This window comes from Nocardia araoensis NBRC 100135, from assembly GCF_000308435.1.
Taxonomy (GTDB): Bacteria; Actinomycetota; Actinomycetes; order Mycobacteriales; family Mycobacteriaceae; genus Nocardia; species Nocardia araoensis.
In genome coordinates this window covers 17,540-36,923 of record NZ_BAFR01000350.1, presented here as the reverse complement: position 1 = coordinate 36,923, position 19,384 = coordinate 17,540, and the positions used below count along the sequence as shown (strand labels likewise).

Below are 19,384 nucleotides of genomic sequence, written 5' to 3'. Positions count from 1 at the left end.
CGCAATGAAGATCTCCGTCGACTACCTTCGCTGCGAAGGCCATGGCATGTGCGCCGAGCAGGCCCCCGCAGTGTTCGAACTCGATGACGCAGGCGAATTGACTTACCGATTCGAGGGCGGCGAGGTCCCCGAAGAGCACGTCACCGCCGCGCGCGCGGCCATCAGTTCCTGCCCGGTAGCGATCCTGCGAGAGCAGTCATGACCTCCCCCCGCTCGATCGTCGTCGTCGGCGAGTCCATCGCCGGGATCACCGCCGCGCGTCAACTGCGCACCCTAGGACACACCGGTCGACTGACCATCATCGGCGCCGACGAACTCGGCGGCTACTCACGACCACCATTGTCCAAGGCGGTCCTGCACAACCCGGCCACCGAGGGCTCTCTGCCGTATCGGCTCGACGACCTAGAGATAGATCTCCTCCGCGAATCCGCCGTCAGCACGGATTTCGACGCCCGCACCGTCACCACCGCAACCGGCCGCACCCTCGCATATGACGCGCTCATCGCCGCAACCGGCGCCGACGCACGACGGCTGGCCGCCGGTGGACAGACCGGTGAACTGGTCCTTCGGACACTCGAGGACGCGCGGACGTTGCGAGCGAGACTCTCGACCGCCACCTCGGCGATCGTGGTCGGCGCCGGGTTCCTGGGAATGGAGGTCGCCAGCGCGTGCGTCGCTCGCGGCGTCGCGGTCACCGTGATCGACGTCGACCCTCCGTTGCGGCGAATCCTCGGGCCTTTCCTCTCCGACGCCGTACGCGCACGGGCCGAAGAACACGGCGTCCGGATAGTGCACACTCCCCGGTTGGTCACACTCGCAGACGATCCGGTCTGCGGTGTCATTCTCGGCGATGGATCGGTATCGACCGCCGACCTCGTGGTCACCTGCGCCGGGGAAGTACCGAATACCTCGTGGCTCGATGGTTCCGGCGTAGCCGACGAACGCGGCATCGGTATCGACCATTTGTGTGCGACAGCAATCGCCGGGGTCTACGCGGCCGGCGATGTCACCTACTCGATCCGCGCCGGCCGACGGGCCCCGTTCTGGTCCAACGCTGTGGCACAAGGCAAGGTCGCCGCCGCCTCGGCCCTCGGGCTCGCATCTTCCACGTCCGCCACCGACGACTACTTCTGGACCGAAATACTGGGGGTATCCATCAAAATCGTTGGGCCGCTGCCACTCGTCGGCGAACCGACCAGTGTAGAGGGCAGCATCGCGGACGGAGCCGCTCTGCTCACCTGGAAACAGCCCGACAGGAGGCCGACGGTTGTCGCCTACGGGATCCGGAAATCCGTCGCCGCATTGAGGAAGATGACCGGATCCATATAGCCCTGCGACCACGCATCGAGGAAGAGCAGATGAGCTGGCAGATTCGACAGGCCTCGCGGATGTCCGGAACTTGGGCAGCAGGTCCTCGGCCTCGTGATCAGTGGAAAGACTATCGCCTCGGTCAGGACTCTCATGGAGCAATCACACCAAGCACAGAGCGGTCCACGCCACGATCATCGACGCCGCCTCGGCATCGCGGACCAGGAACCGGCCCGCGCGGGCTGCGGTGGAAATATCGCCAGCGAACCCCCCGCCCCGAGGCATTCATCCGAAATACCGAAAGCTGGCCCATACTTGCGCGCACCCACGCTGGGAATGGGAATTCTGCGACACAAGCAGTCTGTCATTCGGACAGCTGCTCGAAAATCTGGACAGGAACATCCCAGCCCACGGTGAGCCGGTCGAGTGCAGCTCCTTGGTTATGGGGTTCCACCGGAGTTGTTTCGACGAGCAGTGAAGAATTCTTCAGTATATGGAGGGAATGGTCGATGGCCGACCAGCACGACTCGCATACCGGATTGCACAGCGAACACGGCGCGGTAGCGGGTGAGCATCCGGGGCGAGCGCGTGATCCGATCGTGAAGGTGCACGATCTGGCGTGGTTGGAGTTCGAGAAGCCGGATCTGGAGCGCGCTGAAGTGTTCGCGCACGCGTTCGGTTTCTCGACTTCGCTGCGCACGGCCGAGGAGCTGCATCTTCGGGGTGCGGACCCCGCCGCGCCGTGCGTGGTTATTCGCCAGGGCGTGCGCTCGCCGTTCCTCGGCCCGGCTTTCCGCGCGGCGGACACCGCCGACCTGCTCCGGCTGGCCCGCGCCGGAAGCGGCACGGTGATGAACTTGCCCGAGTCCCTGGGTGGATCGACGGTCGATCTGACCGACCCGAGCGGATTGCGGGTGCGGGTTGTCGCCGATACTCACACGTTGCCGGCCCTGCCCGCGCAGTCGCCGCACCCGTTGAATTGCGGGCACGAACTCGCCCGCGTGAACCGGACGCAGCGGCCGCCCCGCGTGCCGGCGCGGGTGCAGCGGCTCGGGCATGTGGTGGTGCAGACCACCAGGTACCGCGAAACGCTGGACTGGTATCTGGGGCAGTCTGGGCCTGATAGTCAGCGACTTCCTCTATTACCCGGGGCAGCGTGAGCGCGGCCCGGTGATGAGTTTCATCCGCTGTGATCGCGGCAAGACACCCGCCGATCACCACACGCTGGCGTTGGTGCTCGGGCCGGTGAACCGATACGTGCATTCGGCCTATCAAGTCGCCGATCTGGACGCACTGGCCGCGGGCGGGGAGTACCTGCGCGATCACGGTTACTACCGGTCGTGGGGGATCGGCAGGCACGTCCAGGGCAGCCAGATCTTCGACTACTGGCGTGATCCGGACGGGTTGCTGGTCGAGCATTTCAGCGACGGCGACATGTTCGACTGCACGGTGGAACCGGGCTGGGCTGCGTTCACCGCCTCGGGGCTGGCGCAGTGGGGGCCACCGGCCAGCAAAGACTTTCTCGGCCTCAAACCGGGCCGGGAATCCCTTCGCGAGCTGGCGGCGATGGTCGACGCGCTGCGCGAGGACAACGAATTCGACCTCCGTCGCCTGCGCGGCCTATGGAAAGTAGCCAGCTCATGAGCATTTCTGTTCTCCGTACCTGCGACGCCTGGTGGGTGAGCACACCCGCGGGCGCCGCCCGGATCGATACCGCCGCCATCACCACCGGGGGACTGCTGGCCGACCGTCAGGCGATTCGCGCGGCGACCGCGAGTACCGAGGTGGTGCCGGTGGAAAGCTTGGCACTGGTGTCTCCGGTGACCGCACCGTGCCGGGTGGTGGCACAGATGACGAACTTCGCCTCGCATGTGCGGGACTCCGTCGGTGACCCGGCAACGGTGCCGCTGACGTTTTTCCGCAAGGCATCCGGTTCGATCAGCGGGCCGCACGACGACATCGTGCGGCCGCCGCACGTGCGGTTGCTGGATTACGAAGTGGAGATCGGGCTGGTGTTCGGTCGCGAGATGCCGGTCGGCTCCGAGATCACCGAAACGAACCTCGCGGACTATATCGCCGGGCTGGTCGTGACCAACGATATCTCCGCCCGCGATGTCCAACTGCCGAAAACCCAGTTCTACGAGGCGAAGTCGTATCCGACGTTCACCCCGGTCGGGCCGGCGCTGGTGCTGCTGGAGGCCGACGAGCTGAAGCGGTTCACCGATCTGCGGCTGCGGTTGTGGGTCAACGGCGGGTTGCGCCAGGACATGACCGTCGCCGACATGATCTACCGGCCGCTGCACACCCTGCGCGTGTTGACCGGTTTCCAGCGCATGGACGCCGGTGACCTGCTGCTCACCGGAACCCCCGTCGGCACGGCGATCAGTGCGCCGCCCAAACCGGTCGAGATCATCGGCTCGCTGCTGCCGCCCGCCACGAAATGGAAGCTGTTCTTCAAAAGCCAGGCCAAGAATCCGAAATACCTGCACGACGCAGACGTCATCGAGGCAACGGTGTCCACCGACGACGGCGCCATCGATCTGGGCCGCCAGCGCACCACGGTGAGGTACCGGTGACCGAGCACCCGCTGTGGCCCCGCTACGCCGAACCGACCGACCTGCCCGAGATCGAATCCGTGCCGCTGGCCGAGCGCGGCCTGCCGGAATCGACCTACACCCTGCTGAGGCGGGCGGCGCAATCCTGGCCCGACCACACCGCCGTCACCGTGCTCCCGGAAGCCGCCCGATGGCGAGAACCGGTGCGGCGCACTTATTCACAACTGCTCGCCGACGTCCACCGGTACGCGAACCTGCTGCACGAAATCGGCGTGCGCCGCACCGACGCAGTGGCCCTGATCGCACCCAACTGCGCCGAACTCATCCCCGCGGCACTCGCCGCCCAACTCGCCGGGATCGCCGCCCCCATCAACGGCGGGTTGTCCGCTGAGCACCTCGCGGAGCTGTTGCGGCGCACCGGAGCCCGCGTCCTCATCGCCGCGGGCCCCGAGTTGTCGGCCCCCGTCTGGGACGGCGCCCGCCGCTTGGCGGCCGACGGCCTGCTGGACGCGCTGCTCGTGCTGCGTCCCACAAGCCCGGCCGGGGTATCGCATGCACTGGTGTCGATCAAGGGTGTGCGCGTCGGCTACCTCGATGAGCTGGCCGCCGCTCATGCGCATGCCACATTCGTCGGGCAGCTCCCCCTCGGAACCGATCTTGCCGCGTTGTTCCACACCGGCGGCACCACCGGCGTGCCGAAGCTGGCAGCGCACACCCACACGGGCGAGGTCGCCAACGCATGGATGATCGCGGCGAACTCGCTGCTGGATGATGACTCCGTAGTGTTCGCGGCGTTGCCGCTGTTCCACGTCAACGCCCTGGTCGTCACCCTGCTCGCGCCTTTGTTCAAAGGCCAACCGGTGGTGTGGGCCGGACCGCTGGGCTATCGGGATCTGGCGATTTACGGCGAGTTCTGGAACATGGTGGCCCACTACCGCATCGCCGCGATGAGCGCGGTCCCGACGGTATACGCGGTGCTGGCCCAGTGCCCGATCACGGCCGATATCTCCAGCCTGCGGTACGCGATGGTGGGCGCCTCCCCGCTACCACGGGCGGTGCGTGAAAGCTTCGAGACCCACACCGGTATCACGCTGGTCGAAGGTTACGGGCTCACGGAAGCAACCTGCGCCAGCGCACGTAGCTTCCCCGACCGGCCGCGTCCGGGTTCGGTTGGTCAGCGCATGCCCTATCAGCAAGTGAAGGTGGTGCGCAGCGACGAGGAGGGAACCTGGACCGAACTGGCGGTCGGCGAGATCGGAGTCCTCGCCATCAGCGGACCAACGGTGTTCGCCGGCTACGTCACCGGTCATGATGGGCGCCAGCACGTACTCGATGGCAGGGGCAAACTCGTCGAGGGATGGCTCGACACCGGCGATCTGGCCCACATCGACGCTGACGGGTTCATTTATCTGCACGGTCGCGCCAAGGATTTGATCATCCGCGGCGGACACAACATCGATCCGGCCATGATCGAAGACGCTCTGCTGGCACATCCACAGGTCACCGCGGTCGGCGCGGTGGGACGTCCCGACGTCCATGCCGGAGAGGTGCCCGTCGCCTATGTCACCGTCGCGTCGCGGGGTGAGGTCACTGAAGCCGAACTGCTCGACTGGGCGGCCCGCCACGTGCCTGAGCGCGCCGCCGTGCCCAAGATGGTCACGATCCTGGACGTGCTGCCGATCACCGACGTCGGCAAACCCTACAAACTGGGCCTGCGCGCCGACGCGGCCCGCCGCGAACTCCTCGACGCCCTCGCTGCGATCAGTGCGGTACACAGCATCGACACCACCGTCGAGGACGGAGCAATCGTAGCGACAGTCGAACTCGATAATCCCGACACGAAGGGCGACGTCGTGCACGTCTTGGACCGATACACGATGCGATGGAATGTGACGGTGCGCTGATGAACCTCGCTTCGACAGTGCTCGCGGTCACGCTGGCGGCGTTGTTCCTGCTGGTCGGCGGCCCCAAGGTTTTCGCGGTGGGATCGGCGCGGGGCCGTGCCGCGCACGCCGGGTTGTCTCTCAACGTATTCCGGTGGGTCGGCGGCCTGGAAATCGCTGGCGCGCTGGGCCTGCTGGCCGGCATCGGCTGGCGGCTGATCGGCGCGGCGGCGGGAATCGGGCTGCTGTTGTTGATGATCGGTGCGGTTGTCGTCCACGTACGCGCCCGCGACAAGCCAGCTGCCATGCTTCCCGCCGTCATCACAGCTCTGCTCGTCCTCGCGTATTTGATGACACTGTCTGGCGGCCATCCGATGAGTGCCGGATGAATCCCGGTCGCTCATCGACCGGCGCATGCTTGTGAAGAAAAGGAACCAAATGCCTCAGAAGGTGCGCGGCGTAATCGCTCGTGCGAAGGGAGCTCCCGTCGAGCTCACCGACATCATCATTCCCGACCCAGGCGCCGGTGAGGTCGTCGTCGCGATCGCCGCGTGCGGGGTGTGCCATACAGATCTGAGCTACCGGGAGGGCGGGATCAACGATGAGTTCCCGTTCCTGCTCGGGCACGAAGCCGCCGGCATTGTCGAAACCGTCGGGGCGGGTGTGGATTCGGTGCAACCCGGCGACTTCGTCGTCTTGAACTGGCGCGCGGTCTGCGGTCGATGCCGCGCCTGCAAACGCGGGCGTCCTCAGTACTGCTTCAGCACGTTCAACGCCGGTCAGCCCATGACGCTCGAGGATGGCATGAAGCTCACCCCAGCGCTCGGGATCGGGGCGTTCGCGCAGAAGACGCTGGTACACGCCGGGCAATGTACGAAAGTCGACCCCACCGCCGACCCTGCCGTCGTCGGACTGCTCGGTTGCGGCGTGATGGCGGGATTGGGTGCCGCGGTGAACACCGGCAACGTAGGCCGTGGCGATTCCGTCACAGTCATCGGCTGCGGCGGTGTAGGCGACGCCGCGATCATGGGGTCACGCCTGGTCGGTGCATCGAAGATCATCGCCGTGGACCGTGATCCACGAAAGCTCGCCTGGGCCAGAGACCTTGGTGCCACACATACCATTGATGCTTCCCACGTCGACGTAGTCGCCGCCGTGCAGGAACTCACCGACGGGTTCGGCGCCGATGTCGTCATCGATGCGGTCGGTCGCCCCGAGACGTGGAAGCAGGCATTCTATGCCCGCGACTCGGCCGGCACCGTGGTACTCGTCGGTGTGCCGAGCCCCGACATGCGGCTCGATATGCCACTGCTGGACTTGTTCTCCCACGGTGGCGCGTTGAAGTCGTCCTGGTACGGCGACTGCCTACCCGAACGAGACTTTCCGGCACTGGTAGACCTCTACCAGCAAGGCAGGCTACCGCTGGAGAAGTTCGTCACCGAGCGCATCGAGATCGACGAGGTCGAGGCGGCCTTCCAGAGGATGCGCACCGGTGATGTGCTCCGTTCGGTGGTCATCCTGTGAGCGGGGGGCTCCGTATCGACCGCGTGGTGACCAGCGGCACCTTCGAACTCGACGGCGGTGTGTGGGAGGTCGACAACAACGTGTGGGTGATCGGCAACGACGAAGAGGTCATCGTCGTCGACGCCGCCCACGATGCCGAAGCGATCATTCAAACAGTCGGCAATCGCAACGTCGTCGCGGTGATCTGTACCCACGGCCACAACGATCACATCACCTTCGCGCCCCAGCTCGGCGAAAAGCTCTATGCACCAGTGCTTTTGCATCCCGCAGACCATCCCCTCTGGGACATGAGTCACCCCGGACAGCGCTACTGGGCTGCCACCGACTCACTACGTATCGCGATCGCTGGGACAACCGTCGAGGTAATCCACACTCCCGGACACTCTCCAGGATCCATCTGCCTGCACCTGCCCGAGGCCAAAGCCCTTTTCTCCGGAGACACTCTTTTCTCTGGAGGGCCAGGCGCGACCGGCAGATCCTTCTCCGATTTCCCCACCATCATCGGTTCGATACAGCAGCGACTGTTGGCCCTACCGGAAGACACCCTGGTGCACACCGGTCACGGCGACGGCACCACCATAGGCATCGAAGCACCGCAACTGCCTCAGTGGATCGAGCGGGGGTTCTGAGCTGCGCCGTGACCGGCGCGTCCATCGGGGATGCGAGCATTGCCAGCCAATTCGCAAATTTCGGACACATCGTTGCCGGAACTGTGTACAGTGGCATCGACGACGCCGAGAAAGGCCGGCGTCCTCGCCATATGCCGCGCCGACCGACGGTTTGTAGGCGCAGCCGGGCTTCCGGTTGCCTACTGGTGGCGACAATGCAAGGAAGGTCTTCGATGGAAATCGTTGTCTTACGCGCGTCGTTTGCGCGGCGATTGCCGCGCGACTGATTGACGCGCCGTCCGGGCGTCGTGCAGCCCGCTGAGACGCGATGAATTGCCGTGGGTGGCCGGTATGGCGATAGGTATCGACGACCAGTTTCCGGGAGTCGCAACCAAGCCCCGCCCGGCCCGCGATCGTAAATCACGTTATTCGTCTGACAGAGAGGTCGCGCATCATGCGAGACCACAAAGGATATCCATGCTGACATTCGCTGCCCGGACAAAGTGCGACGCGGTCAAGGCATTCGCCATCGGCGTCGCCGCGCTCACGGTGAGCGGCTGCTCGCTGCTGCCGCACGCGGGTGATGAACCAACGCGCATCACCGCCGACTTCGACAATATCGCCGGCGTCTATGTAGGCAATCCCGTTACGGTGCTCGGGCTCGAGGTCGGCAGGGTCGAGAAAGTCGTGGCGAAGAGCACCGTCATCGAGGTGTATCTGTCGATCAAGTCTGATGTGAAGATCCCAAAAGACGCGATGGCTGTGTTGATATCGCCGTCCATCATCACCGACCGCCACATCGAGCTCACCCCCGTCTACACCCACGGCGAGATGCTCGCCGACGGTGCCCACCTGCCGAAGTCGCGTACCAAGACTCCCGTCGAGCTCGACACGCTCATCCAAACCATTGATCAGTTCACCGCCGCCCTGAAGCCGCAAGACGAGATGGAAGGGTCCGGCCCGCTGTCGGGCCGAGTGCTGCACCCGCTTCTCGAGGGCAACGGCACGAAGATTCGCGACACTCTCCAGGCGCTGTCGAGCGCCCTGAAGGTCGGCACCGACAACAAGGACGCGATCTCGAATATCATCATCAGGCTGAACGAACTCACCTCGATACTCGCGGAAAACGACCGCGCGGTGCGGGATTTCAGTGACAAAGTAACGCAAATGAACGGGTTGCTCGCCGAGCAGGCGCCCGGTCTACAGGCTACGCTGGAGCAGCTCAGCGCCTTCCTTGCCAACACCTCAGGCACATTCGGGCAGTACCAGCACCAACTGGCGGACACCCTGTCCGGACTGACGAAGGTGAGCGACCAGCTCCGCGCCAACGCTTACGGCCTCACCGAGGTGGTCGACCTGACACCCATGGTGTTTCAGAACATCGACAACCTGGTCGACCGAGAGCATGGACATGTCCGTGTGAAAATGATGCTCTTAACCGCCCTCAACGGTGAAATAGTCAGCCTGTTCTGCGAGCGAATCCAGATGAAAGCCGACGGCTGCCGTACCGGAAACATGCAGGATTTCGGTCCCGACTACGGACTCACCGCCGCACTGCTCGGACTGACGAAATAGACGTGTCGCGACCTCAGACCTTTCGCGTTCGGACATCGATCGAAAGAGTGCTCGTAGCGCGTGAATATGAGAGCGGCGATGATGCTGATGCCTGAAATGCGGAGAATCCGAACATGATGCCCTACTGGGCGCTTTCCGGCTGGACTACCGATTCCCTGGCCCTCGGTGAGACCAAACCGCTGGCTGCGAGCACAACGGCGTATATACCCGCACCGGCCGCCGCAGCGATTGTCTCACCATGCGAAACGGGGTGGTTGTGGCAGGCTCCAATCAATACTTCACGCAGCGATCCGGCCGCCTGTTTCGTCGGCTCGGTCGGTATATGGGTCGACTGGCGTGCACTGTAGAGCGCCCCGCATGTGCCAAGGAATATCAGGCGTCGCATGGCGACTGCCATCAGTCGGTATCCCCCGGTGCCGCCGCCTTCGGCGGCCAAGGATAGTGGTGCGGTAGTACAACAGGACGAGCCCGGGAACGACCGCATGGGTTGCGGTGGCCGGGGATCCGCCCCCCGTAGCCGATGCGTTCAGTCATGGAGAGGCTGAACCCCTCCTCGTGCCAGGAACCGGGTGTGTTCACGGCATGACCTGCATCGCGCCAGCCATCGATCACCGTTGAAATCTCAGATCCGGTCTCGGGCTCGAGTACGGTCCTGTGACGGGCTTTCATGCGATGCCAGCGCATCCTGCGCCGATCCACGCGCTTGCTGCCGTAACTGCCGACGCACAACGTGCCTCACCACACGCCGTCGAATGCGCGCGAAACGACCTTCCGCGTAGATCTGGTCGATGAAACGCTCACCCGACCGCTGCAATGTCTCCATGATTTCGTCCACAGGACAGTCCACGAGCTGGTGGCGGCGTTTGCGCCAGCGTCCTGCGATCATGACCGCTTCGATGTTGCCGACGTTGGCATGCAGCGCCGCGGCAATCGGATCGTGGAGCGGCCACAGGTTGAGCGCACGCGTGTCGATCACAACGAGATCAGCCTGCATGCCCACCTCGATGCGACCGATCCGGTCGGCCATGCCCAGCGCGCGCGCACCCTCAACGGTCGCCCACGCCAGCGCCTGTTTCACACCGAGCGAGACCACCGGCGCACCCAAGCCGGTCTTTGCGTGCGCCTGCTCGTGCGCGAGGCCGCGCTGGCGTGCCAACACCAGCCGCGCGGCGACCAACATTTCCCCCGGCGCGACGATTTCGGTGTCGGTACCCAGCGACGGTGCCGCGCCCAGGCCCAGCAGCTGATCGGTCACTCGCGCGCAATGACCCTGGCCCAGTTCGTTTTCCGGCGTCGTTGTGAAGCTGACCCCGGCCTCGACCAACCGTTTCACCCAAGCAGTGGTCAAACCCGTGCCGTGCACGATGTTGGTCAGGGGCCCCCACAAGCCGGCGGCGCTGACGGCCTGCCAGCCCGGACCGGGCGGTCCGGCGCTCTGGTGCATCGACGCCAACAGTCCACGTTCGGCAGCTGCACGCAGATCCGCGACCGCCACTTCGGGTTTCGATAATTGCGGGCCCGCCACGGCCATCCCCAGTGAGAGCAACTCGCTCGTGGCGATCGCTCCGCCGAGCAGGCGGTCGATCTCCCGGGTGTCGTGCACCCGATCGCGCAGACCGTGCGGCGTGCCATGCAGCAAGACCGCCCGGATGCCGGCCTGCTGCAACGCGTCGATCGCCGCGTCCGCGTGGTCCGGTGTCACGCAATTGTGGGACCAATCGCCGATGGTCGTCACACCGCCGTCGATCTGGTTGAGGGCCCCGGCGAGCGTCCCGATATGGATGTCCTGCGGGCGAAAGTGTCGCGCGGCGACTCCATGAGCGTGGACAAGATATTCCGGCAGAGACCAGTCCGCGCCCGCGAAACGCATCGCTGTCTGCCAGGAGTGCAGGTGAGCGTTGACAAGCCCAGGGATGATGATTCGGCCCGCGAACTCGACGACCTCAGTATCCCGGGGGTCGAGTCGATCACCGATCTCGGTGATGCGGTCGCCGTCGACGAGGATGTCGACCTCCTCGACGTCGGGACGATCCGGCGCCATGGTGATCACCTTCGCCCCGCGCAACAGTGTGCGGCTCATTCGTTTCTCCCGTCACCCGTGAGGGCAAATCAGCGGACAGGCCGAAAGGGCATGTGGTCGGCAACAGACACCGGTACGCCCCAGTCGTGGCTCGACAAGGGGCTCACGCCTCGGGCCGACACGGATCGGCGACCGGCGAAGGGTGAACCATCCCTCACCTTCAAAGGCCGAGCGATCATGCAAATAATACGGATACAGCGTGACCGATATTGCACCGCGGTGTCAAGCGCTCCGCTCATCCCCATCCTTGACTACCGCAATAATATCGGTAACGATGTAACCATTATGGGCGACCAACTCGACCGCGACATCCAGGTCGTCAACGCCGGCCAGCCCGACCGCAGCGGCGAGATTCCCGCTATCTCGGTGCCGACGTCGGTGTTGCGTAGCGCGACTATGGACGGGCAGCATTTCACCCGCCTGCCCACGCCTCACCACTTGGTCTGCACCTCGATGGGCGCGCTGGTCACCATGGCCTACGTCAGGCACCACCACGCTTCCGCTGCCATGTTGACGTTGGTCGGCCCGGCTGGTCGTTTCCGGCATCTCACGAAGGGCGGCGCAAGCCATGGCAATCACGCCGACAACCGACGTGCTGATCGTGGACGCCGGCCCGCCTACCATGCGAACGACTATTCCTCGGGCCGTGATCGCTGCGGCGAAAGGTCGGCGTACAAGGTCGATCAGCAAACTTCGATCATGCTCGGCTGTATCGAGCTCCCTCGCATTTGTCGGTCGATCAACCTTCCGGCACAGGAAAGCGCGTTCGACTCAGGCTTGTGGCATCCGCAACACCCGCTGCTACCATGCTTGACCGACTTGTCTGTCATAACTGACGACATAGTCAGTACTGTCGGTGATGTTGAAGTTTCCGATTGAACTCGGCAGCGGCGCGAAATCGGAGATCGAGGAGGAGACGTGGACGAAACCAGGGCGAGTGCGCCTGGTGGTCCGAGCCCAGAGGCCGAGGTTCCGGCCGCGCGCGCGGGTACCGGCGGCATCCTGACGGCAATGTGCACCTGCCTGGTGCTCGTGGTCGCGTCGGTATCGGCGCTCAATCTGGCCATGCCGGAGCTCGCGGTGGATCTGTCGGCCTCGACCACATCGCTGACCTGGATCGCGGACGCTTACACGGTCGCGCTGGCCGCGCTGGTATTGCCGATCGGTGCGCTCGGTGACAAGTTCGGCCGACGCGATGTACTGATCGGCGGCACCGTGGTCTTCGCGATCGGTTCGGCTGCCGCCGCGTTCGCCGATTCGACGACCACCCTGATCGCCTGGCGCGCGGTCATGGGCATCGGCGCCGCGATGATCATGCCGGGCACGCTGTCGACCATCACCGCGGCGTTTCCAGCCGAACGCCGCAACCACGGCGTCGCGATCTGGTCCGGATTCGCTGCAGCGGGCGCGATCCTCGGCATGCTCGCCGCCGGGTTGTTGCTCGAAGTATGGAGTTGGCCTTCGATCTTCGTGGCCAGCGCGATCATGGCGGTGGTCGGTGGGCTGCTGGCATTGCTCCTGGCGCCCAACACCCGCGACGAGGAAGGCCACCCACTCGACCACATCGGCGCGTATACGAGCGCCGTCGCGATCGGCGCGCTCGTATACGGCATCATCGAAGGCAGCGAAGCCGGATGGACCAGCGCTCGGGTGGTGGGAAGCTTCGCTGTTTCCGCGGCGGCGCTGACGCTGTACGCCGTACTCGGGTTCCGCAACAAGCACGCGCTGCTCGATCCGCGCCTGTTCGGCATTCCCGGGTTTCGCTCGGGAGCGGTCACCGTTCTCGTCCAGTTCCTCGCCATATTCGGCTTCTTCTTCGTCGGGCTGCAATATCTGCAGTTGATCCTCGGCTACAGCGCGTTGCAGAGCGCGATCGCGCTGGTTCCCATCGCGGTGGTGGTCATGCCGGTCAGTGTGCTGACTCCCCTGCTGACCGAGCGGATGGGGATCAAAGCGGTCGTGAGCGGAGGCCTGCTGCTACTCGCCGCCGGCATCTACGCGCTGTCGTTGCTGCACGTGGACTCCGGCTACCTGCCCTTTCTCGGTGGCCTCGTGGTCGCCGGCCTCGGTGTGGGCGTGACCAGCGCCGTGGGCACCTCGGTCATCGTCGGATCACTGCGCGCCGATCAGCAAGGCGTCGCATCCGCCATGAACGACGCCACCCGGGAGGTCGGCGCGGCGATCGGCATCGCCCTCATGGGCTCGGTGTTCTCGAGCCATTACACATCGTCACTGCCCGCGCTGGATCAACTGCCACCCGCAGCCGCGCACGCGGTCGAATCCTCCGCCGCCGCAGGGCTACAGGCCGCCGCACAACTGGGTCCGCAAGGTGAGCCCTTGGCGGCAGCCGTCCGCTCAGCCTTCATCGACGGCTTGTCGGCCTCGCTGATCGTCGTGGCGGCCGTCGTCGCGGCCGCCGCCCTCGGCGCCCTGCTCCGCGCACCCCGAACCCAAACCTCCCCGCGTTGAACACTCGAGCAGTCCGTCGGAAGGAGTTGTGATGCCTACGCACGGTTTCCGTCGAAGCATCGAGACTCGCATCGCTCTCGTCGCGCTTTCCGCGGGCGCAATGCGGATCGCCGACTGCGGCCGCACGGCGACGAGACGAGCAGCCGAGCTACCGCGCCCGCGAACATCCCGCAGCAGGAGCCCATCGGCGACGCGGCCGCCGACCAGATGATCGTCGCCGCGAACGAGGCCGACCGGCAGCGCGCCACGCAGACGGTCCCACACGATCGCGCCGAGCAGCTTCAGCGTGTCCCGGGCCCTTCTTCCCTCGACCTGCTTCGGGAAGCCGTTGAACGGGATCTGCGCGACGACGGCGCCTATGCGCGGGTCCTCGGCCGCGACGAAAACTGCGTGCGCTCCGCCGAGCGAGTCACCCCACAACAGACTCCGGTCGGCGTCGATGCGTTCGTGACCGCGGGCGAAAGCGACGGCGGCGCGGCCTCGGTGATCCCGCCGGGTCCGCTGCGATACGACTGCGGCGCCCCGCCCGCCATCAACCACCACGATTCGGACAGCGAGCCGGACGTGAACGTGCCGCGCGAGGAGGGGACGTGACGCTGACCGCCGTCGGCCCACATACTGGGTTCGCCCTCTCGGCGCGCCTTCGGATGACCTATGGCCTGGGTTCCCTGGCAACGGCGACGTATGCCATGGTGCCCGGCCTCGTCCTCTTGCACTACCTGACGAACACACTCGGCGTGGCCGCCGCGGCGGCAGGATTCGTCGTCCTCGTACCCAAGCTGCTCGACCTGGTGTACAACCCGGTCATCGGGAGATTGACCGACTCGACCGTGTCACGTCTCGGCCCTCGCAGACCGTGGATGATCGCGGGAGCGGTCGTGCTCCCGCTGGGGTTCGTGGCCATCTTTTCCGCCCCCGTCAGCGGAAACAGTGCTGTCTGGTGGGTAGGCGCCGCGCTGGCCGTGACCGGCCTCGGCTTCTCGGCCTTCGTGATCCCCTATAGTGTCCTGCCCGCCGAGCTCGCTGCGAGTTCGGCGGAACGCACGTCGATGATGGCGTGGCGGACCGCCTGGCTGGGTGCGGCGATGCTTGTCGTGGCAGCGGCGACATCCTCCTTCGCTGGGGCCGACGGCGGCGACCGTCATGACTACTGTGTGCTGGCGCTCGTGATGGTCGGCGTGATCGTTGTCGGCGCGTGCGGCGCGATCTACAGCGCTCGCGGATCCACTCACGCCGTGCCGGCGAACCAGTCGCTGACAGTGGGATCGCTGCGTGAAGCGCTGACCATGGCTCATCGGCACCGCCCGTTTCGCACTCTGCTGGGAGTGTTCGTGCTCATCGAGGTGGTCGTCTCCGTCACGTTGGCCGGGCTGCCCTATCTGTCGGCACAGATTCTCGGATCGGACAGTGCGATCGCGGCGTTGTTCCTCTGCGCGGTGGGACCGATGTTGCTGACGATGCCGGCGTGGCGTCGTGCCGCGTCGGCCTGGGGTAAGAAGGCCTGCCTGACCGTGGCGCTTTCGATCCTCGGCGCAGGTGCTCTCGCGGTCGCCGCCCTACCACGCGTCGAGCATTCCGTGCGGTTCGAGGTCGCCTGCGCGGCCATCCTGATCGCCGGAATCGGCTTCGCCGGGGCGCAGATCCTGCCGCAAGCGATGCTCGCCGACACCTTGGCGGCCGACGCGAACGAGTCCGGCCGCCGCCGTGCGGGGGTTCTCGCCGGGATCTGGTCGGCCGGCGAGACCATCGGAGGTGCCGCGGGTGCAGGCATCTACGGCTTCGTCCTGGCTGCGAGCGGATTCGTCTCATCGACAGCAGATGAGGTAGTCAGCCAGCCGCGCAGCGCGCAGTGGGGCATTGTGCTCGGCTACGCTGCCATCGCCTTGGTGAGCGTCCTCGCGGCCCTGAGCCTGCTGAGGCGCTACGAACCTGCGGAGGATCGGCACACCTCCGGTGACCTCGGCGGTGTGGCAGCGTAGCCGCGAAGGTCTCGGTGGCACGGCCGAACAGGTCGATCACCGCCGATCGGCCATGGCGATGGCCGAACGGGTGGCGAACCTGTTGATCAGCGGTGATCCGCCTCTGTCACCGCTTGGGCACGAGCCGCACCGGCAGCGTCTCGAATCGGCAAATGATGTTGTTGCCAGCCCGCTCCGGCGTCCCGGCGAGTTCGATGCGCGCCGCGATGAAATGGGTCTGACTACCAGGAACCGCGGACATCGATATCACCGAGCACCACCCCCTTGGATTCCGGCCATCGTCGCAACGGTCTGACTACGAGGCGCCCAGTAAAGCAGCCAACCGCTCGGCTCGCCGTTCCATCCTCGCCCCAGGTCAACGAGCCGGGTGGTCGACTGAAGCGGCCGGGTACCGGGAGCACCCCCAGAGCCCGCGGGAACAGAACCTGATGTCCGCGGTTGCGGGATCGAGTGTCCAGACGCCGGTTCACTGCAGGGCCTCGATGCGCGCCTTCGATATCTGCTGCGCCAACTTCCACACAGTGCTGTCGAGCGCAGTCGACGAGGGATTCCCGCAGACATAGTGGTCGGGACGGACTACGACGAATGGTTGCCGCCTGAAGTATGGGCGGGTCAGCTCATGGAGGTCTTCGAGGATCTGGGTCGGCGCTCCACCATGGACGGGGCGCTGCCCAGGGGAGGTCAGCGTTACGTAGTTCGCGCCCAAGACGCCTTCGGCGATGCGGCGGCCGTGTGTCGACAGCGCTTCGCGTGGATCGGTGTCCCAGCCGATGATGCGCCAGCCAGAGCCCGAGACATCGTCGAGTCGACGCTCCGCTCCACTGAACGTCCGTACGAGCGGCTGGGGAAACAGGCGGCCAACCGGCGAGCGCAGCGACGGTTGGGTCAGCAGCAAACCGCGTCGGTAGCGGGCCGGCGGGCGCCAGCGTCCTTGGCGAACGTGTTCCCGTAGCGGCGGGACGCGCAGCAGCGTCACTCCCACCGCGTCGCGAATCATGGCCGCCCACCGCGATTGCAGAGTGACCAGGCGGCCGACCCGGACCGACATCGCGGTAATCGCGTCGGCGTGCGGGCGGCGCTCGACCTCGTAGGAGTCGAGTATCTGCAGTGGCGCGCCGCCATTCACCACGGCCGCGATTTTCCAGGTCAGGTTCGTGACATCCCGGATTCCCGAATTCAGCCCCTGGCCGATCATCGGAGGCATCAAGTGGGCAGCGTCGCCGCACAGCAAAACCCGTCCGACCCGCCAGTGCTCGGCGCTCTTGGCTCGGAAGGTGTAGATGAGATGACGCAAGATCTCCGCGGTGTCGGGGTCTGCGACCTCAGCGATCACCCGCCGCGCAGCCTGCGGGGTAAGGATCTCCTCGCGGTCCTCCCAGGGCATCACCTTGCGTTCCCAGCGGTGCCCACCAGCGGCGAGCCGGCCGGTCAGACTGGGCGCCGCCGGGTCCAGCTTCATCTGGAAATACGGAAGATGGGTGACCGGCTCCGGCAGCTTCGCATCGACGATCAGCCAGGTGTCGGTGTATGCGGATCCGACGAGCTGGACGCCGATCGCTTCCCGGGTAGCGCTATTGGCGCCATCGCACCCGACGACGAAGCGCGCACGCGCGTTCCCTGTCCTGCCGTCGACATCACGAAACGTGAGTTCGACGACTTCGTCGTCCTGGGTCAACCCGATGAGCCGGTGACCCAGTCGGATATCGACATCCGGATACTCCGCGAGGGCCGCCCGAAGGTGCTTGTCCAGCAACGGCTGGTAGATCGCAGACATCCACGGGTGCCCTTGGATTTTCTCCGTCGGCAGCGTCGTCGCGACAACCTTGCCGCGAGCCGACACCCACTGGGCGCCAGCTCCGAGGAGCATGTCTGGAACCGTGCGCTCGTACACTCCGGCCTTTTGAAGCGTGCGTAACGCTTCTCCGTCGAGAACGCCGACACGCGGATTGGGATACACATCGGCCTCGCGCTCGAGGACCAACACCGTCAACCCCGCGCGTGCCAGCAGAAGCGCCGCCAGCTCCCCAACCGGACCCAGGCCTATCACGGCAACGTCGAACGTCATGACAGCCTCCGCCAACCCGTAACTCTGGAACGACCTACGAGGCCGGCCGCCGGACGTTCGAGTGACCGTATCCGATCGGATACCTGGGATGAGGTGTAGAGCACATCTATCATAGTGACAACAGTGTCGCCGTTATTCTAACCCGCGTCAACGGCGATCGCCGCGACCCCCTGCCCGCCGACCGCACCAAGGTCGATTACGGCAACATCGAACAGGAACATGCCGCGGCCGTGAATACAGCCGCCGATATCGCCGTCCTACTGCTGCCTGCACCCCGTGAAGAGGATATTGGTCGCTCGGGAACGACTCACGAGCCCGGCGGCCGAGCGTTCGAGTTGCTGCAGTACAGCTTCGACGTCCACGCCGACCCGTCGGCCATCGCGCTTGACGACGCGCCCGTCCACAATCACGGTGTCGACGTTACTGGTGTCCATATGCTGGACGACGGCGCCCGGCGCGTGATTCACCGGTCCAGCGTTGAGCGTGCGGCCGTTCAGCGCGATGACGTCCGCCCGCTTGCCCGGTGTAACGACGAGATGGTCGAGATGCGCCCCCTGGGCTCCGCCGAGTGTTGCCATTCGAAGTATGTTCCGCACCGTGATCGGCGGAACCTCAGGTGAGTCGCTCTGTCTCGCCGCGTGGATGCGGCTGCGGATGGCCGCACGCATCTGGGAGAAGAAGTCGACAGGTGCGATGCCCACCGTGTCCGTGCCGGAACTCGTCGGAATGCCATGCTCCAGGGCCGTCTGCAAGGCCGGCTGACGGATGGCGAGCGACTGCTCAGCGCTCGCGGAGACCGACACCTTGCCACCGGTCCGTTCGATGGCTCGCCACGCGGCGTCCTCGAGACCGAGGCAGTGGATGAAGGTGACCCAGGGCCCGAGCAGTACCTCCTTCTCGAACTGCTCGAGCACATGACCCCAGCTGGTGTCATTGACATACGCGAACATGGGCACCGAGGTCGCGGGCAAGCTCCAACAAATCCTCATCGACGTGATAGCCCAGTGCGAGGCGGACGAGCGATCCGTCGTCGGCTGCACCGGTGGTGTCGACGAGGCGATGGATGTCTTCCGGGTGGGCATACGATGGATCCGGCTCATGATCGCCGAACGAAGGCGAGAAGCTGAACACGCACCGCATCCCGGATCGGCGGATTCCTTCAAGCGCGGCGTCGGTGCGCTCGGGCGTATACGAGCATTGCGACGTGTCGACGACTGTCGTGGTTCCCGCGGCCAGGTTCTCCAGTGCCCCACCGAATTGCCCCCAGTAGACGTCCTCGGGCGTGTACTGGTGGAACAGCGCGTCGGCTCCGGACCGGGATTGCATGAAATAGTCCAG

17 protein-coding genes and 1 pseudogene are annotated in these 19,384 nt (G+C 65.4%); 13 read left to right on the top strand and 5 right to left on the bottom strand.

Annotation, left to right across the window (positions count from 1 at the left end; all coding sequences use genetic code 11):
- Positions 1 to 4 precede the first annotated feature (4 nt).
- From ON21_RS34100 to ON21_RS34060, 9 genes and pseudogenes are all read left to right on the top strand, one after another.
- Entirely contained in the window at positions 5 to 202 is a 198-nt protein-coding gene (locus ON21_RS34100) for a ferredoxin (RefSeq protein WP_039805015.1), read from the top strand.
- Positions 199 to 1,329, top strand: coding sequence for an NAD(P)/FAD-dependent oxidoreductase (locus ON21_RS34095; protein ID WP_039805012.1), 1,131 nt, complete (start codon positions 199 to 201; stop codon positions 1,327 to 1,329). Before ON21_RS34100 ends, ON21_RS34095 begins: the two co-directional genes overlap by 4 nt.
- Positions 1,330 to 1,817: 488 nt before the next feature.
- Positions 1,818 to 2,952: pseudogene (locus ON21_RS34090) on the top strand (VOC family protein).
- Complete coding sequence (locus ON21_RS34085; protein WP_039805010.1) at positions 2,949 to 3,884, top strand: fumarylacetoacetate hydrolase family protein; 936 nt, start codon at positions 2,949 to 2,951, stop codon at positions 3,882 to 3,884. The pseudogene ON21_RS34090 and the gene ON21_RS34085 overlap by 4 nt, the downstream one beginning before the upstream one ends.
- The gene (locus tag ON21_RS34080) at positions 3,881 to 5,767 is read left to right on the top strand and encodes an acyl-CoA synthetase (RefSeq protein ID WP_039805008.1); all 1,887 of its coding nucleotides are present in this window, start codon (positions 3,881 to 3,883) and stop codon (positions 5,765 to 5,767) included. Before ON21_RS34085 ends, ON21_RS34080 begins: the two co-directional genes overlap by 4 nt.
- Complete coding sequence (locus ON21_RS34075) at positions 5,767 to 6,135, top strand: DoxX family protein (protein ID WP_039805006.1); 369 nt, start codon at positions 5,767 to 5,769, stop codon at positions 6,133 to 6,135. Before ON21_RS34080 ends, ON21_RS34075 begins: the two co-directional genes overlap by 1 nt.
- A 49-nt stretch (positions 6,136 to 6,184) precedes the next feature.
- Positions 6,185 to 7,270 (top strand): S-(hydroxymethyl)mycothiol dehydrogenase, encoded by a 1,086-nt coding sequence (locus ON21_RS34070; RefSeq protein WP_039805004.1) that lies wholly within the window; start codon positions 6,185 to 6,187, stop codon positions 7,268 to 7,270.
- Positions 7,267 to 7,899 carry an MBL fold metallo-hydrolase gene (locus tag ON21_RS34065; protein ID WP_039805003.1) on the top strand — a complete coding sequence of 211 codons (633 nt, stop codon included), beginning with the start codon at positions 7,267 to 7,269 and terminating at the stop codon, positions 7,897 to 7,899. The genes ON21_RS34070 and ON21_RS34065 overlap by 4 nt, the downstream gene beginning before the upstream one ends.
- A gap of 456 nt (positions 7,900 to 8,355) precedes the next feature.
- Positions 8,356 to 9,453, top strand: coding sequence for an MlaD family protein (locus ON21_RS34060; protein WP_039805001.1), 1,098 nt, complete (start codon positions 8,356 to 8,358; stop codon positions 9,451 to 9,453).
- Between the two features lie 622 nt (positions 9,454 to 10,075).
- Here ON21_RS34060 and ON21_RS34055 read toward each other — a convergent pair.
- Positions 10,076 to 11,533 carry an amidohydrolase family protein gene (locus ON21_RS34055; RefSeq protein WP_063821184.1) on the bottom strand — a complete coding sequence of 486 codons (1,458 nt, stop codon included), beginning with the start codon at positions 11,531 to 11,533 and terminating at the stop codon, positions 10,076 to 10,078.
- A gap of 219 nt (positions 11,534 to 11,752) precedes the next feature.
- Between ON21_RS34055 and ON21_RS39515 the strand changes: the two genes are divergently transcribed.
- From ON21_RS39515 to ON21_RS34035, 4 genes are all read left to right on the top strand, one after another.
- A complete protein-coding gene (locus ON21_RS39515; RefSeq protein WP_174372242.1) occupies positions 11,753 to 12,412 on the top strand; it encodes a hypothetical protein in 660 nt (219 codons plus the stop codon).
- 39 nt (positions 12,413 to 12,451) lie between these two features.
- Positions 12,452 to 14,002, top strand: coding sequence for an MFS transporter (locus ON21_RS34045; RefSeq protein ID WP_051021735.1), 1,551 nt, complete (start codon positions 12,452 to 12,454; stop codon positions 14,000 to 14,002).
- A gap of 207 nt (positions 14,003 to 14,209) precedes the next feature.
- Positions 14,210 to 14,596, top strand: a complete 387-nt coding sequence (locus ON21_RS40515) for a hypothetical protein (RefSeq protein WP_039804997.1) — start codon at positions 14,210 to 14,212, stop codon at positions 14,594 to 14,596.
- Positions 14,593 to 15,981, top strand: coding sequence for an MFS transporter (locus ON21_RS34035; protein ID WP_245562852.1), 1,389 nt, complete (start codon positions 14,593 to 14,595; stop codon positions 15,979 to 15,981). Before ON21_RS40515 ends, ON21_RS34035 begins: the two co-directional genes overlap by 4 nt.
- 106 nt (positions 15,982 to 16,087) lie before the next feature.
- Here ON21_RS34035 and ON21_RS40730 read toward each other — a convergent pair whose 3' ends face one another.
- From ON21_RS40730 to ON21_RS39790, 4 genes are all read right to left on the bottom strand, one after another.
- Positions 16,088 to 16,222 carry a hypothetical protein gene (locus ON21_RS40730; protein WP_281032735.1) on the bottom strand — a complete coding sequence of 45 codons (135 nt, stop codon included), beginning with the start codon at positions 16,220 to 16,222 and terminating at the stop codon, positions 16,088 to 16,090.
- Between the two features lie 225 nt (positions 16,223 to 16,447).
- The gene (locus ON21_RS34030; protein WP_051021721.1) at positions 16,448 to 18,046 is read right to left on the bottom strand and encodes a bifunctional 3-(3-hydroxy-phenyl)propionate/3-hydroxycinnamic acid hydroxylase; all 1,599 of its coding nucleotides are present in this window, start codon (positions 18,044 to 18,046) and stop codon (positions 16,448 to 16,450) included.
- Between the two features lie 257 nt (positions 18,047 to 18,303).
- Complete coding sequence (locus ON21_RS36400) at positions 18,304 to 19,017, bottom strand: amidohydrolase family protein (RefSeq protein WP_218004199.1); 714 nt, start codon at positions 19,015 to 19,017, stop codon at positions 18,304 to 18,306.
- Complete coding sequence (locus ON21_RS39790; protein ID WP_051021713.1) at positions 18,977 to 19,372, bottom strand: amidohydrolase family protein; 396 nt, start codon at positions 19,370 to 19,372, stop codon at positions 18,977 to 18,979. Before ON21_RS39790 ends, ON21_RS36400 begins: the two co-directional genes overlap by 41 nt.
- Positions 19,373 to 19,384: the final 12 nt, after the last annotated feature.